The sequence below is a fragment of the Hyphomicrobium sp. genome, from assembly GCF_051860585.1.
Lineage (GTDB): Bacteria > Pseudomonadota > Alphaproteobacteria > Rhizobiales > Hyphomicrobiaceae > Hyphomicrobium_C.
On the sequence record NZ_JBHYDS010000002.1, the window covers coordinates 442,984 to 457,252 of the forward strand.

11 protein-coding genes are annotated in these 14,269 nt (G+C 65.7%); 2 read left to right on the top strand and 9 right to left on the bottom strand.

What is annotated here, in order from left to right; all coding sequences use genetic code 11:
• Window positions 1-84: 84 nt before the first annotated feature.
• From ACTIFK_RS04935 to ACTIFK_RS04965, 7 genes are all read right to left on the bottom strand, one after another.
• Window positions 85-1,245, bottom strand: a complete 1,161-nt coding sequence (locus ACTIFK_RS04935) for an ABC transporter ATP-binding protein (protein WP_439541933.1) — start codon at window positions 1,243-1,245, stop codon at window positions 85-87.
• 93 nt (window positions 1,246-1,338) lie between these two features.
• Complete coding sequence (gene scpB, locus ACTIFK_RS04940; protein WP_439541934.1) at window positions 1,339-2,223, bottom strand: SMC-Scp complex subunit ScpB; 885 nt, start codon at window positions 2,221-2,223, stop codon at window positions 1,339-1,341.
• Between the two features lie 56 nt (window positions 2,224-2,279).
• Complete coding sequence (locus ACTIFK_RS04945; protein WP_439541935.1) at window positions 2,280-3,134, bottom strand: segregation and condensation protein A; 855 nt, start codon at window positions 3,132-3,134, stop codon at window positions 2,280-2,282.
• A gap of 61 nt (window positions 3,135-3,195) precedes the next feature.
• The gene (gene nagZ, locus ACTIFK_RS04950) at window positions 3,196-4,233 is read right to left on the bottom strand and encodes a beta-N-acetylhexosaminidase (protein WP_439541936.1); all 1,038 of its coding nucleotides are present in this window, start codon (window positions 4,231-4,233) and stop codon (window positions 3,196-3,198) included.
• Between the two features lie 125 nt (window positions 4,234-4,358).
• Window positions 4,359-6,140, bottom strand: coding sequence for an SPOR domain-containing protein (locus ACTIFK_RS04955; protein WP_439541937.1), 1,782 nt, complete (start codon window positions 6,138-6,140; stop codon window positions 4,359-4,361).
• A 196-nt stretch (window positions 6,141-6,336) separates the two neighbouring features.
• On the bottom strand, window positions 6,337-8,097 hold the full coding sequence (argS, locus tag ACTIFK_RS04960; RefSeq protein WP_439541938.1) for an arginine--tRNA ligase: 1,761 nt from the start codon (window positions 8,095-8,097) through the stop codon (window positions 6,337-6,339).
• A 189-nt stretch (window positions 8,098-8,286) separates the two neighbouring features.
• On the bottom strand, window positions 8,287-9,522 hold the full coding sequence (locus tag ACTIFK_RS04965; protein ID WP_439541939.1) for a deoxyguanosinetriphosphate triphosphohydrolase: 1,236 nt from the start codon (window positions 9,520-9,522) through the stop codon (window positions 8,287-8,289).
• 157 nt (window positions 9,523-9,679) lie between these two features.
• On the opposite strand from ACTIFK_RS04965, the gene erpA reads away from it, so the two are divergent.
• Both erpA and xth read left to right on the top strand, forming a co-directional pair.
• Entirely contained in the window at window positions 9,680-10,030 is a 351-nt protein-coding gene (gene erpA / locus ACTIFK_RS04970; protein WP_439541940.1) for an iron-sulfur cluster insertion protein ErpA, read from the top strand.
• A 48-nt stretch (window positions 10,031-10,078) separates the two neighbouring features.
• Window positions 10,079-10,858 (top strand): exodeoxyribonuclease III, encoded by a 780-nt coding sequence (xth, locus tag ACTIFK_RS04975; protein WP_439541941.1) that lies wholly within the window; start codon window positions 10,079-10,081, stop codon window positions 10,856-10,858.
• A 392-nt stretch (window positions 10,859-11,250) separates the two neighbouring features.
• Here xth and ACTIFK_RS04980 read toward each other — a convergent pair whose 3' ends face one another.
• Together ACTIFK_RS04980 and ilvD are read right to left on the bottom strand one after the other, a co-directional pair.
• The gene (locus ACTIFK_RS04980) at window positions 11,251-12,276 is read right to left on the bottom strand and encodes a tetratricopeptide repeat protein (RefSeq protein WP_439541942.1); all 1,026 of its coding nucleotides are present in this window, start codon (window positions 12,274-12,276) and stop codon (window positions 11,251-11,253) included.
• Window positions 12,263-13,987, bottom strand: coding sequence for a dihydroxy-acid dehydratase (gene ilvD, locus ACTIFK_RS04985; RefSeq protein ID WP_439541943.1), 1,725 nt, complete (start codon window positions 13,985-13,987; stop codon window positions 12,263-12,265). Before ilvD ends, ACTIFK_RS04980 begins: the two co-directional genes overlap by 14 nt.
• Window positions 13,988-14,269: the final 282 nt, after the last annotated feature.

The following is a 14,269-nucleotide window of genomic DNA, read 5'->3' on the forward strand; positions in this document are numbered from 1 at the left end:
CGAATTTCGGCGCACTATCGCAGATACCAAACCCTGTCGCAAGCGCACCCAAGGCTAACGAAATGGTCATTAGAAACTTGAAATTCAAGTCGTTTTGACATCTTTCGGCGGAAAGACCAGCACTTGGTCCGGGTCGATGACGAGCCGCACCTCCTGCCCCGGCTCCTGGCCCGCCCCCGGCGCGGCCCGCACATTGAGCGGCCGATCGAACCCCTCCGCCGCGACCTCGTAGCGCACGGCATCGCCGAGAAACTTGGCCGACCGGACGACGCCGCGAAGCCCTGGCTGACCCTTGGCCCCGTTCACGTGCGCCTCAAGCCCCACCCCGCGCTGGCGGATGCAGAGGATCGCCTCCGACCCGTCCGCAAGCCCGGGGGCCGGAAGAGACCCGAACGGCGAGTCGACACGCCCGCCCGCGACACGCACGGGCACCTCGTTGATCTCCGAGAACAGCCGCGCGACGAACAGGTCCACCGGCCGCTGGTAAAGGTCCCGCGCGCTCCCGGTCTGCACGAGCACCCCGTCGCGCATCACCGCGATGCGGTCGCCGAGCCGCATCGCCTCTTCCGGATGGTGCGTCACGATCATCGACGTGGCTCGCGTCTCGCGCATCAGGCGCAGCGTCTCCTCCTGCATGGAATCGCGAAGCTGCACGTCGAGCCCGGAGAACGGCTCGTCCATCAGCATCACCGCCGGACGCGGCACGATAGCCCGCGCCAGCGCGACCCGCTGCTGCTGGCCGCCCGAGAGGATATGCGGATACTGATCCCTGTAATGGGTTAGCCCGACGCGCGACAGCATGCGCAGGGCTTCACGACGCGCATCCTCGCGCGGCAGCGCTTTCAGGCCGAAGGCGACGTTGTCGAGAATGGTGAGGTGCGGGAACAGCGCGAAGTCCTGGAACATCAGTCCCACGCCGCGCTTCTCCGGCGGCACGAACTGCATATCGCTCGCGACTTCGCGATCGGAGATTAGCACGCGCCCGCCGGTCGGCCGCTCGATGCCGGCCGCAATCCTGAGCAATGTCGTCTTGCCGCAGCCGGACGGACCCAGCAGACAGACGATCTCGCCTGGGGCGATGTCGAGCGAAAGCCCCGCCAGTGCAGCGCGATCGCCGTACTGCTTGCGCACGGCATCGAAAGTCAGCCGGGCGGCGAACGATGCGCCCGCGCGCGCCGTCTCCGGTTCGGGAGCCACGTCCGCCACCGAAGTCTTACGCCATGAGTTGATGAGCCAATTCGTCACGCGAAACCTGAACCCAGCGACGCCATGCGCGCCATGCCTATGCCCGGCCGCCTTTCAGGCAGCCCTTGGCAGGCGCCGCAAAAGTCGACATTTTCAGTCAGGCTTATCCGCGGGATCGTCCTGGGGCAAGCCGCCATCGGCGCTGGCCGCACCCGGATCGTTGTCGCTCTCGTCCTCGCCGTCGGATTCACCATCGAGTGCGAACTCGCCCTGGTGGTCGTCCTCGGGCTCTTCTTCAAGCGGCAATTCGTCCGGCATCAAGGAGGCGGCGACCAACGGATCGGGCACGGTGAAGCCAGGCGGCAGATGCCCATCCAGCAGCCCCTGCGCCTTGAGATCGGCGAGGCCGGGGAGGTCCTTCACGTTGTCGAGGCCGAAATGCGCGAGGAAGCTGTCCGTCGTCCCGTAGGTCAGCGGCTTGCCCGGCGCGCGCCGGCGTCCGCGCGGCCGGATCCAGCCCGCTTCCATCAGGATGTCGAGCGTGCCCGCCGAAGTGGTCACGCCGCGGATCTCTTCGATTTCGGCGCGCGTCACCGGCTGGTGGTAGGCGATGATGGAAAGCGTCTCGAGCGCCGCACGCGACAGGCGCCGCTCCTCGACCGCATGCCGTTCAAGCAGATAACCGAGGTCTTCGGCCGTGCGGAACACCCACTTGCCCGCCACGCGGACGAGATTCACGCCGCGCTGCGCATAGACGGCCGCGATATCGTCGAGCAGCGCGCGAATGTCGCTGCCGTTGCGGACCTGTCCCTGCAGCCACGCTTCGTCGAGCGGAGACGACGAGGCAAACAGCAGCGCCTCGACGATGCGCAAATCCTCGAGCCGTTCTTCCGGGCGCGGAGCGCGGCCCTGCTCGACGGCGTCCACCTCCGACAGCGCGCGCGCCAGCTCCAGCGCTTCCTGCGCTTCGGGAGCATCGTGTTCGGCCTCGTCGTCGAGGCCGTCCCGGCTCACCAATCTCAACTTCGGCGGAACCATATCGCCTTCCTCACTTGGAAACGCGCAAGAGACCTATCGCTCGTCCGCGACCGGCGTCACGCGCTTCCCGCTTCAATGATTTCGACGCGCTGCCACTCCGCGCCCGCCTCGCGCTTGCGCATGTAAAGCGGCGCGAACGGCTCGTCCTGCTTGAGTTCGACGACGCCTTCGCGCGCCATTTCGAGCGTCGCACCGAACGAGCTTGCGACAACGGTTTTGTCCGCCGCGCCGGTCGGTAGATACTTCTCCAGGCACGCGTCGAGCCCGACCCAGTCGCCGACTTTCTCCCCGAGCAGCAGTTCGAGCTGCAGGCGCGCCTGCTTGATCGACCAGACGCGGCGCGCCTTCACGACGTGCGTCACCTTCACGGTGCGGCGGCGCAATTCCGAATAGGCCTTGAGGAGATCGAAGATCTCGGCCGTGTAGCGCACTTCGCTGATCGTCTGCGCTTGTTCGGGCATGCCGCGCTGGAACACGTCGCGGCCGAGACGATGCCGCGTCATCAACTCCGCCATCGCCGAGCGCATTGCCTCGAGGCGCATCAGGCGGAACGTGAGCCGCCGCGCCATCTCGTCGGGCGAGACGTCGTCGGCCGTATCTTTTTCGCGCGGCAGGATCAGGCGCGACTTGAGGAATGTCAGCCACGCCGCCATCACCAGATAGTCGGCCGCGATCTCGATCTTGAGCCGCTGCGCTTCGCCGATGTAGGAGATGTACTGGTCGACGAGCGCAACGATCGAAATCTTCGCGATGTCCACCTTGTGCGTTCGCGCGAGCGCCAGCAGCAGGTCGAGCGGTCCTTCGAACCCCGCCACGTCGACGATCAGCGCCTCGGACGCGGCCGGCGCGAGGTCGCGGTCCGGCGCCTCCCAACCGTCTCCGATGTCCGTGTGTGCCGTGTCGTCCGTCATGGGTCCTTCGAACGGTTACCGGCGGCGCGGTCAGCCTCGCACCACCATTCTCTGGCGCAGACTACACTGATTCAGTGCCCCGTCCCGCGGTTCCCAAAGCCAGCGCCAGATGTCGCTCCGCGACCGCCGTGTCGTACGGCTCGCGCCTCTCAAGCACTTGAAGCGCCTTCTGAAATCTTCTCATTGGTTCGCCTGTGAGCGACGGCGCCGCATCCGCCACCTGCTCCATTTCGGCGAGCGCCCCGTTGCAATGAAGCGCCACGTCCGAACCCGCCGCCAGCACCGCCCGGCACCGATCGCCGAAACTGCCCGACAGCGCCTTCATGCTGAGATCGTCGCTCATGAGGAGGCCGTCGAAGCCGATCTCGCCGCGGATGATATCTTGCGTGACACGATGCGAGGTCGAAGCCGGCGCCGCGGCGTCGAGCGCCGTGAACACGACATGCGCCGTCATTGCCGACGGCATGTCGGAAAGCGACCGGAACACCGCGAAGTCCGTCGCGGAGAGCACGGCATGCGAGGCATGCACGATCGGCAGTTCGAGGTGACTATCCGCCGTCGCACGTCCGTGCCCGGGAATATGCTTCACGACCGGCAGCACGCCGCCCGCCATGAACCCTTCCGCCACCGCCCGCGCGAGCGCCGCCACCTGCGCCGCCTCGCGGCCGTAGGCGCGATCTCCAATGACGTCATGAGAGCCCGCGACGGGAACGTCAGCGACCGGCGCGCAATCGGTGTTGATGCCAAGATCGAGAAGATCGTCCGCCAGCAGGCGCGCGGTCAGGAAAGCCGCTTCGCAAGCTGCCGCAGGGTCGACCGCGTAAAGCTTCGCATAGGCGTCCGCCGCCGGCAGCGCGCGTCCCAGCGGTGGCCTCAGCCGCTGCACGCGGCCGCCCTCTTGATCGATCAGCACCAGGAAATCGTCGTGACCGACGGCGTTGCGCGCGTCACCCACCAGACGCCGGATCTGATCGTGACCGACACAGTTGCGCGCGAACAGGATGAGACCGGCAGGCGATGACGACCTCAGGAAGGCCGCCTCGTCAGCCGTCAGCGCCTCGCCCGAGACGCCGGTCAAAAAAGCTCTGATGGAGGCCATGCGGGGGGTTCGATACTCTCGCGACAGACCATGATCGCTTCGGAACATACCAGTCCGAAGCGTGACTCATCGGTCTTACCAAAAACCTGGAGCGCAGTTTTGATTCACTAAAAACCAACCGCGCTCTAGTACGCCGTGACCCAGCAGCCGCTGTAGCCTTCAGCCTTGAGCTGCGTGCAGACCGACGTCGCCGAATCCCGCGAGCCCGGCGGTCCGACCATGAGCCGGTGATAGGTGCCCTTCGCGCCGAGATCGGCTTCCCGGATGTCGGGCGTCTTGTTCTGCAGGATACCGCTGTACTTCTGCTGCATGTCGGCAAACTGCGTGAGCGCATCCATGCGGCTGCTGCCCGATGCAGGCACGGAGGCCAGCACTGCGACATAACCCGCGGCGCCCGTCGCCTTCGGAGCGGCCGGAGCAGCATCGTCCGGCAAAGCAGCGACCCGCTGCTTCTTGGGCTCTGCTTTGACTTCGGCCTTAGGCGTATTGAGCACCGTCGCTTGCTTGGTCTGCAGCGCCGCGGGGCCGTCGTTGGCATCCGCGTTGGCATTCAGAATCGGGCTCGGCTTCTTGACTGCCGGCGTGGCGCTCGGCTTGGCCTCGGCCGCCTTCACCATTTCCACCGGCGCGGCTTGCTGGGTTGGCGCGACGGGACGGTTCGGCGACGGTCCGCCGCCGTTGTTGAGACCGTCGATAACGGTCAATCCCGGAACGGCGACGACGGCGCGCGTCTCATCGGAACTCGGCGCCTGGATCTGCCCGTCACGTCCGACCGTCACGATCGGCACCCGCTTCACGCCAGCCGGATCGGCCGGCGCGGTTTCACCTTCGCCGAGGCGTCCCATGATCTTGCTGTCGGTGTGCGCAAACTGCTTCCCGCCCGGTTCCGAAGGTTTCACCTTCGTCGGGTTAGCAGCGCCCTTGACGACCGGCGTCGGCTCGTCGGAGCTGGGCCCGAACAAGCTGCCGTAAGCGCTCGCAATGCCGACACCGACGAACACGGTGCAGGCCATCACGGCTGCAATTTTTTTCCAGCTCCGGCCGCGCGGAGCCTCTTCGTAGTGGACGTCGTCCTCGGCATAGCTCTGGTCGAACGAGACCTGTTGGCCCTGCTGCGCGCCCGCGTAGGCGCCATTGCCGAGCGCGGGATCGAGGTGCGCGTCGCCGTAGCCCTGGCCGTTCCATTGGCCCTGCGCATCGTGGCCCTGCTCCGCATAGCCGCGATTGTAATCGTTCGGCTCGAGGTTGAAGCCCTGCTGCCCGCCCCACTGGTTCTGGGGGGCCTGCGCCGGCTGATAGCCTTGCCCGTAAGCCGGTGCCGCCTGAGCTGCGTAGCCGTTGTTGGGCGCCGCGCCGAAGCCCGGCGACTGCGGAGCCTGATGAGATGTCTGGTGGGCCGGTTGTCCGTATCCGCCGCCCGGCTGTCCGGCCGCGCCGAAACTGCCCGCGAAAGGATCGCCTGCGTAACCGTCATAGCCCTGCTGAGCGGGCGGCGCCGTGTGCGCCGGAGCATGCTGCTGGCCCTGCGGTGCGCGGGTGCCGAAAGAGGGCGCCGCCTGGGGCGCGGTATAGCCCGCAAGGCCGAACGGATCGGCCGGCTGCTGCTGCTGAGCCGGCTGCGCATAGCCATACCCGTCCGGGCGAAGCGCCGCGTAGGCGTCGCGATGCGGCTGGGCCTGCTGCGGCTCGCCATAACCCGTGTCGGGATAACCTTGCGTCGCCGGCCGCTGGCCGCGATTGGCTCCCTGCTGGCCACCGAACAGATGGTCGAGGATATCGCCGTGCTGCGAAGGCTGCGGCTGCTGGGGCTGCGCGTACTGCTGGGACTGATGCTGGGACGGGGCGGCCGGCCGTCCCTGCGTGTTCGGGACCTGCGATGGCGCCTGAGGATTTCTAAACTGTGTCATCTCTCGAACCCCTCGTCGCACAAACTCCGGTACGCCGCTTGGGGCTGTCCCGGATCGGAGTCTGACGGCGGAACTTTACCGGCGGCGAACGCGCTCCGCCAACGGAATTTCCTGCCTTTGCACAAGTCCACCCCGCCTCGCTGCAAAGCAACCTTCGTTGGCCGCTGCGCTTGGATAGAGTCTCCGAATCAGGACTCTAGCGCATCGCCTCCGGCGCTCCGACCCCGAGCACCGTCAGGCCTGAGGATAACACGTGCTGCAGCGCTGCCACGAGAGCGCACCGAGCAGCGGTCAGTGCTCGATCATCGGCCTGGATAACGCGCAATTGTGGCAAATCATTGCCTCGCGTCCAGTGGGCGTGGAAAGCGGAAGCCAAATCATAGAGATAGAACGCCACGCGATGCGGTTCGTGAGCCCGCGCGGCGCCCGCGATCAGGCTTGGATAGAACGCGGCCTTCTTAACCAAATCCAGCTCCCCGGAATCGGTCAGCAGGGACAAGTCCGCGACAACTTCGCCGTCTCTCACGGTCTCGAGCCCCGGCAGCGCCTCGCGCGCGTTGCGCAGCACCGACGCGGCGCGGGCGTGGGCGTACTGAACGTAGAAAACCGGATTGTCCTTCGATTGCTCTGTCACCTTCGCGAAGTCGAAATCGAGCGGCGCGTCGTTCTTCCGGTAGAGCATCATGAAGCGCACGGGATCTCGTCCGACCTCGTCCACCACGTCCCGCAGCGTGACGAACGTGCCCGCGCGCTTGCTCATCTTGAACGGCTCGCCGCCCTTGAACAGCTTCACGAGCTGGCAGACCTTGATGTCGAGATCGGCTTTTCCGTCCGAGAGCGCGGTCACCGCCGCCTTCATGCGCGGGATGTAGCCGATGTGATCGGCGCCGAAGACGTTGATCAGATGACGGAAGCCGCGCTGCAGCTTGTCGTAGTGATAGGCAATGTCGGCGGCGAAATACGTGTAGCTCCCGTCCGACTTCCTGAGCGCCCTGTCCGCGTCGTCCCCGAACTCGGTCGAACGGAACAGAGTCTGCTCGCGGTCCTCCCACTCCTCGTCGTCGTGCCCCTTCGGCTTTTCGAGACGTCCCTTGAAGATGAGCCCCTTCGCGTCGAGCGCCTCGATCGCCGCTTCGATCTGGTTGCGCCCGCCGGTCGTCAGCGACCGTTCCGAGAAGAACACGTCGTGTTTTATATTGAGCGCGGCGAGATCGTTCTTGATCATCACCAGCATCGCGGCGATGGCGGTCTCGCGCACGAGAGGCAGCCATTCCGCATCCGGTAGATCGAGCAGCGCGCGTCCGTGCCGTTCTGCAAGCGCTGCGCCGACGGGCTTAAGATAATCGCCCGGATAAAGACCTGCGGGAATCTCGCCGATGTCTTCGCCGAGCGCCTCGCGATAGCGCAGGAACGCAGAGCGCGCGAGCACGTCCACCTGCCCGCCGGCGTCGTTGATGTAGTATTCGCGCGTCACAGCGTAACCGGCGAAGTCGAGCAGGTTCGCGAGCGCATCGCCGAACACGGCGCCGCGGCAATGGCCGACGTGCATCGGCCCCGTCGGGTTGGCCGACACGTATTCCACGTTCGTTGCAGGATGTCCGCCCGGCGCCGTCGCGCCATAGCGCCCGCCCGCGCGGAGAATGTCGCGCACAACCGCATGCCAGAATTCGTCGCGCATACGCAGGTTGAGGAAGCCCGGCCCGGCAACTTCAGCCGAAACCACGTCCGCATCCGCTTTCAACACGACAGCCAGCGCCTCGGCAATGTCGCGCGGCTTCATCTTGGCGGCCTTGGCCAGCACCATGGCGGCATTGCAGGCGAGATCGCCATGCGTGGCATCGCGCGGCTGTTCGACCGCGACCGCGCTGAAATCGAGCCCTTCCGGCAACACGCCGCGCTGCGCCAGACCTTCAAGAGCGGTGAGAACCCTTTTCTCGACCTCCGCGAACACGTTCATTGAACTATCCCTTGTGCGCCATTTCAAACAGTCGTCGGAGGTTACCGCAAATAGAAACGTCATCCCGGGGAAGGCCGGGACCCACGACACCTATCAGAACTGGTGTGAAAACTTGCGTGGGTGCCGGCCTACGCCGGCATGACGTCAAATGAAATCCTTTGACACCTTTGCCGACGAGCATCGGCCCGGCTATCGCAAATCCGGCGTGCCGTCAAACAAACGCCCGTGTTCGGCCAGTGCGTACCGGTCCGTCATGCCAGCCACGAAATCCGCCACCAGGCGCGCGCGCCGCCGGTCCGAAAGCCCCGCTTGCGCCGCGCGCCAGGCTTCGGGCAGCGCGGAGGCATCGCTCAGATACAGCCCGAACAGCCGCGCAACCACCGCCTGGGCTTCGTCCATCACGTCCATGACGCGCCGGCTCCGGTAGACCCGCCGCATCAGAAACTCCTTGAGCGACCTCAAGTCGGCCTCCATGGCCGGTGAGAACGACACCACCGCTGCGCCCGCCGCGCGGATGTCGGCCGGCGTGTCCGGCGCCAGCGCGGCGAGACGGCGCCGGCTCTCCTGCACCACGTCCTGGATGAGCACGGTGATCATGCGCCGTGTCACTTCGTAGGTGAGCCTGCTCCGGTCGCCGCTTAGCCGATCTCCCGGCAGCCCGGCCACGATGCCGCCGGCCAGCGCCACGCCTTCGAGATCGTCAAGCGTGAGCAATCCCGCCCGCAAACCATCGTCGATATCATGGCTCACGTAGGCGATGTCGTCCGCCAGCGCCGCCGCCTGCGCTTCTCCCGAAGCCCAGCGCGCCGGTTCAAGGCTCTGCCAGCCCTCGAGCCGTTCGATGACCTTGCGGACGCTGGCATGGGCGTCCTCCACGATCGGGCCATTGTGCTTGGCGAGCCCTTCGAGGCTCTCCCACGTCAGGTTGAGACCGTCGAAGGCGAGATACTTGCGTTCGAGCGCCATCACGACCCGCAGGCTCTGTGCGTTGTGATCGAACCCGCCGAAGCCCTCCATCAGGCGGTCGAGGGCGCGTTCGCCCGCATGCCCGAACGGCGGATGGCCGAGGTCGTGCGCGAGCGCCAGCGCCTCCGCCAAATCTTCGTCGAGCCTGAGTTGCCGCGACATCGTGCGCGCGATCTGCGCCACCTCGAGGCTGTGCGTCAGCCGCGTGCGGTAATGGTCGCCCTCGTGGTAGACGAACACCTGCGTCTTGTGGATCAGCCGCCGGAAGGCCGTCGAATGCAGGATCCGGTCGCGGTCGCGCTGAAACGGGCTGCGCGTCGTGCAATCGGCTTCAGTATGGTAGCGGCCGCGCGAGAGGACAGCGCTCGCCGCATAGGGGGCCGGGAGCCGCGCGCCGGGCGCCAGGCCCTGGCCATAGTCGGGTCCACCCGCCGTACTGCCTTGTTTTGCCTTGCTCATACCAAGCCTTCTGCGCCGGGCCCGCACCCGTATCCCGCGCAGTCTCCAACCTTAAGCGATTTGACTTACGGCGCCCGCTTACTATCTTCCTGTTATCCGTCTCAATACACGAGCCGCCGTCGCGGAACAGCTGCGACGCGCGCCTCCGAGGAACCCCATGGTCCAGACCGCAGCCGAAACAGTCGGGAAAGTGACCCTGACCGACCGTGCCGCCCGCCGCATCGAAGAGATCGTGGCTGGCGAAGCGACCAACACCATGTTGCGCGTCTCCGTCGAAGGTGGCGGCTGCTCCGGCTTCCAGTACAAGTTCGACCTGGTCGACCAGACGAGCGGCGATGATTTCGTCATCGAGAACAGCGCCGCGAAGGTTCTGATCGATCCAGTCTCGCTCGAATATCTCGCCGGCTCCGAGATCGATTTCGTCGACGACCTGATCGGTGCGTCGTTCAAGATCCAGAACCCGAACGCCACCGCGTCCTGCGGCTGCGGCACCAGCTTCTCGCTCTGAGCGAGTCCCCTCTCCCCGTTCTGACGGAGAGAGGGAGACAAGGACCCCATGAAAATCACGACCTGGAACATCAACGGTGTCCGCGCCCGCATCGAAGGCGCCGTCGCGTATGTCCGCGAAGCCAAGCCGGACGTTCTCTGCTTCCAGGAGATCAAGTGCCAGGACGAAGGCTTCCCGACGGAAGCGTTCACGGACCTCGGCTATTCGGTCGCGACCCACGGCCAGAAGGGTTTCAATGGCGTCGCCCTCCTGTCGCTGCATCCGCTCGAGGATGTCGTGCGCGGACTTCCCGGCGACGACACCGACGTCCAATCGCGCTACATCGAAGCCACCGTCACTCACGGCGACCTCTCGGTGCGCGTCGCGTCGATCTACCTGCCCAACGGCAATCCCCTCGGCACGGAGAAATTTCCCTACAAGCTCGCCTGGATGAAACGGCTTGAAGCGCACGCGCGTGGCCTGCTTCTCTCCGAAATGCCCGTCGTCCTCGGCGGGGACTACAACGTCATCCCAGAGCCGCAAGATGCCAAGCGTCCGGCCGCATGGGTGAACGACGCGCTGTTCCAGCCCGAAAGCCGCGCCGCGTTTCGCGCCCTCGGCAACCTCGGCTACGTCGAAGCGGTCCGCGCGTCCAATCCCGAGCCTGGCATCTACACGTTCTGGGACTACCAGGCCGGCGCCTGGCAGAAGGACGACGGCATCCGCATCGACTTCCAGATGCTGTCGCCGCAGGCCGCCGACCGCTGGGTGGCATCCGGCATCGACCGCTTCACGCGAAGCTGGGAAAAGCCGTCCGACCATGTTCCGGTGTGGACCGAGCTTGCCTGATCGCGAGAGCGTCCCCGTTCCCACGGAACACGACCTGTCGCCTCCCACTTTCGGAGAGGGCTAGCTTGTGGGGGGAGCGTGGGGGAAACCACACCAAACAAAGTCCTGCTAAAGCATTTTCCGATCACACGGACGCGCACGTTCTTCACCCTCCCCTTGACGGGGAGGGTGGCGCCGGCGTGCCGGCGCCGGGCGGGGTGAAGCCAGAAAACCGACGTAAGTCTCTTGGCTTCCTCCCACCCCTTACCCCTCCCCGCGTCCATGCGGAGCATGGCTTCGCCATGACGGCGAAGGGTATCGCATTGCGATTCCCCTCAATCCGAAAATGTTCCAATCCAAAACAAAAAGGCGGACCGAACGGCCCGCCTTTTTTAATCCTGCTGCCTCGCATCTCAGGGTGTGCGCGGCGCCGCCGCACCCGGCACGTTCACGTCACGCAATGTCGGCGCACCCGTGGCCGACCCGTAGCTGAAGGGGTGCTGCTCCGCAGCCGGCAGCCGCGCCGTCGCGGGCGCCGTCACAATGGACTCCGAGCGCGGACCGATGGTGTTCACAAGCTCGCCGTTCTTGCAGGTGCGCACTGGGCCCGACGCAAGCTGCGACAGCCCGCTGCGATCGCGCTGGTCCGAAGGCGGCGGACGCCCGTAGCGGTTGCCCCACTGCGCGACGATGCCGGTCGCCTGCTTGCGCGTCCCGTCGGCGGAACCGCAGAAGATGTTCTGATAGATTTCCTCGATCCACATCGAATCCTGCGGCGAAGCGTTGTCGACAGCGACCGCGATCAGCGCCAGCGCGCGGGCCGGATCGGCTTCGACATGCTTGCCGCGCCAGAGCAGGTCGGCGAAGAACGCCTGAGCTCCGGCATGGCCGTTGCGGCTCAGCACCGAAAGCCAGTGACGGCCCAGCGCGACGTTGGTTTCCACGCCCTCGCCCTTGAGCTGCAGCTTGGCGAGCTCGAACTGCGCGTCCTCGTCGTTGAAGGTGCTCGATGCGTTCTTGAGATAGAATACCGCGCGTTCGGGATCCGGCTGCAGGCCGATCTCCGGTAGGCCACGCAACAGATACCCGGCCAGCGCCGTCAACGCCTTGCCGACATAACGCGCCCGCGGATCGTCGGGATCGACGTCGAGATGATCGTCCGCGATCTTCTCGAACAGCGCGTAGGCCTTGGCGTGGTTCGTGTAGGCGCCGGTGCTGTCCTGATAGATCTTGGCCAGATAGTAGTTCGCCATGAACTCGCCGCCGCTCGACGCGAATGCGAGCGCCGGCATGGCGATCTCGTAGTAACCGCCTTGGTACGCACTGACGCCCTGCCGCAGCGCTTCGCGCGGCGAGCTGAACGACGTGGTTTGCGCCGTGGCCCAGGTGGGCCACAGCACCGCAATCATGAGTCCGAGAACGAGCTTATATGTCCGCATAGCAAACAATTTCCGCTTTCCCGCCTGCGTGGGTAACGGCGCCATACCGGGCCGGGCCCACCTGATCCGCGAATTTTCTGATAGCCCCGCTCTGGTACGCATTCGGCGGCGCCTTCCAGGTCTTGCGACGGCGTTCGAGTTCAGCGGCGTCGACCTCGAGGTCGAGCGTGCCGGTCTCGGCGTCCATCGCGATGATGTCGCCGTCCTGGATGAGCCCGATGGGCCCGCCCACGGCGGCTTCCGGTCCAACATGTCCGACGCAGAACCCGCGCGTCGCACCCGAGAAGCGCCCGTCGGTGATGAGCGCAACACTGTCGCCGGCGCCCTGACCGTAGAGCGCCGCCGTCGTCGCCAGCATTTCACGCATGCCGGGACCGCCCTTCGGCCCCTCGTAGCGGATCACCAGCACTTCGCCATCCCGATACTCGCGCGCTTCCACGGCGCGGAACGCATCTTCCTCGCAATCGAAGCAGCGCGCCGGTCCGCGGAATTTGAGAGTCTTGAGGCCCGCGACCTTCACGATTGCGCCGTCCGGAGCCAGCGTCCCCTTGAGGCCGACCACGCCGCCCGTCGGGCTGATCGGGTTCGAAACCGGATAGACGACCTTCTGGTTCGTGTTGAACGTCACGGAGGCGAGGTTCTCGGCCATCGTCTTACCGGTCACCGTCAGGCAGTCGCCGTGCAGGATGCCCCCCTCGAGCAGCGCCTTGAGGATCTGCGGCACGCCGCCGATCTCGTGCACGTCGGTCGCGACGTACTTTCCACCGGGCTTGAGGTCGGCGATGTACGGCGTCTTCTTGAAGATCTCGGCCACGTCGAACAGGTCGAATTCGATACCGCACTCGTGGGCCATGGCCGGCAGGTGCAGTGCGCCGTTGGTCGAGCCGCCCGTGGCAGCGATGACGATGGCCGCGTTCTCGAAAGCCTTCCGGGTGCAGATGTCGCGCGGACGGATGCCGTGCGCGATGAGCTTCATGACGGCTTCGCCGCTCGCGCGCGCGTACTGGTCGCGGCTTTCAAAGGGCGCCGGCGTTCCGGCCGATCCCGGCAGCGCAAGCCCGATCGCCTCGGAGACGCAGGCCATCGTGTTGGCCGTGAATTGCGCCCCGCACGCGCCCGCGCTCGGGCACGCGACGCACTCGAGTTCGTGCAGCTCGGCGTCGGTCATGGCGCCGACCGAATGCTTGCCGACGCCCTCGAACACGTCCTGCACGGTTACGTCCCGGCCCTTGAACTTGCCGGGCAGGATCGAGCCGCCGTACATGAACACGGAGGGCACATTGAGGCGCAGCATCGCCATCATCGTGCCGGGCAGGCTCTTGTCGCAGCCCGCGATGCCGACGAGTGCGTCGTAGCTGTGGCCGCGCATGGTGAGTTCGATGGAGTCCGCGATGACCTCGCGCGAGACGAGCGACGACTTCATGCCCTGGTGGCCCATGGCGATGCCGTCGGTGACGGTGATGGTGCAGAATTCGCGCGGCGTGCCGCCCGCTTCCTTGACGCCCGCCTTGGCGGATTGCGCCTGGCGCATGAGCGCGATGTTGCAGGGCGCAGCTTCATTCCAGCAGGACACGACACCGACGAACGGCCGGTGGATCTCTTCTTCCGTAAGCCCCATTGCATAGTAGTAGGACCGATGCGGCGCGCGCGACGGACCCTCCGTCACGTGCCGGCTCGGTAGCTTGCTCTTATCGAACGTCTTCGCGTCCATACTCTCGTGTCCAATCGCTCAATGACTTCTCCGACGGGTCGCCGCACGTGTGCAGCGACCAATCAAGAGCGGAGCAGGTGTTGTCTTCGAAAGGTGGGCGTCTGGATCGCGATGCGTCCCGAAAAAGAACGCTCGCCCAGTGTCCGAACCTGAAGCCCCCGCAAGCTCCTGTTCTCTCAGATCTGTCGTTGCGCTTATTTGTGGCCCAAACGAGGCATGTGATCACGGATGTCGTGGCTGCCAGGCAACAACCACGGTTTTGGAGCCCGGATTTCCTGACAT

Coding starts and splice junctions, on each gene's coding strand:
- scpB (WP_439541934.1), bottom strand. CDS start 2,223: ATGGTTCCGCCGAAGTTGAGATTGGTGAGCCGGGACGGCCTCGACGAC.
- ACTIFK_RS04945 (WP_439541935.1), bottom strand. CDS start 3,134: ATGACGGACGACACGGCACACACGGACATCGGAGACGGTTGGGAGGCG.
- nagZ (WP_439541936.1), bottom strand. CDS start 4,233: ATGGCCTCCATCAGAGCTTTTTTGACCGGCGTCTCGGGCGAGGCGCTG.
- ACTIFK_RS04955 (WP_439541937.1), bottom strand. CDS start 6,140: ATGACACAGTTTAGAAATCCTCAGGCGCCATCGCAGGTCCCGAACACG.
- argS (WP_439541938.1), bottom strand. CDS start 8,097: ATGAACGTGTTCGCGGAGGTCGAGAAAAGGGTTCTCACCGCTCTTGAA.
- ACTIFK_RS04965 (WP_439541939.1), bottom strand. CDS start 9,522: ATGAGCAAGGCAAAACAAGGCAGTACGGCGGGTGGACCCGACTATGGC.
- erpA (WP_439541940.1), top strand. CDS start 9,680: ATGGTCCAGACCGCAGCCGAAACAGTCGGGAAAGTGACCCTGACCGAC.
- xth (WP_439541941.1), top strand. CDS start 10,079: ATGAAAATCACGACCTGGAACATCAACGGTGTCCGCGCCCGCATCGAA.
- ACTIFK_RS04980 (WP_439541942.1), bottom strand. CDS start 12,276: ATGCGGACATATAAGCTCGTTCTCGGACTCATGATTGCGGTGCTGTGG.
- ilvD (WP_439541943.1), bottom strand. CDS start 13,987: ATGGACGCGAAGACGTTCGATAAGAGCAAGCTACCGAGCCGGCACGTG.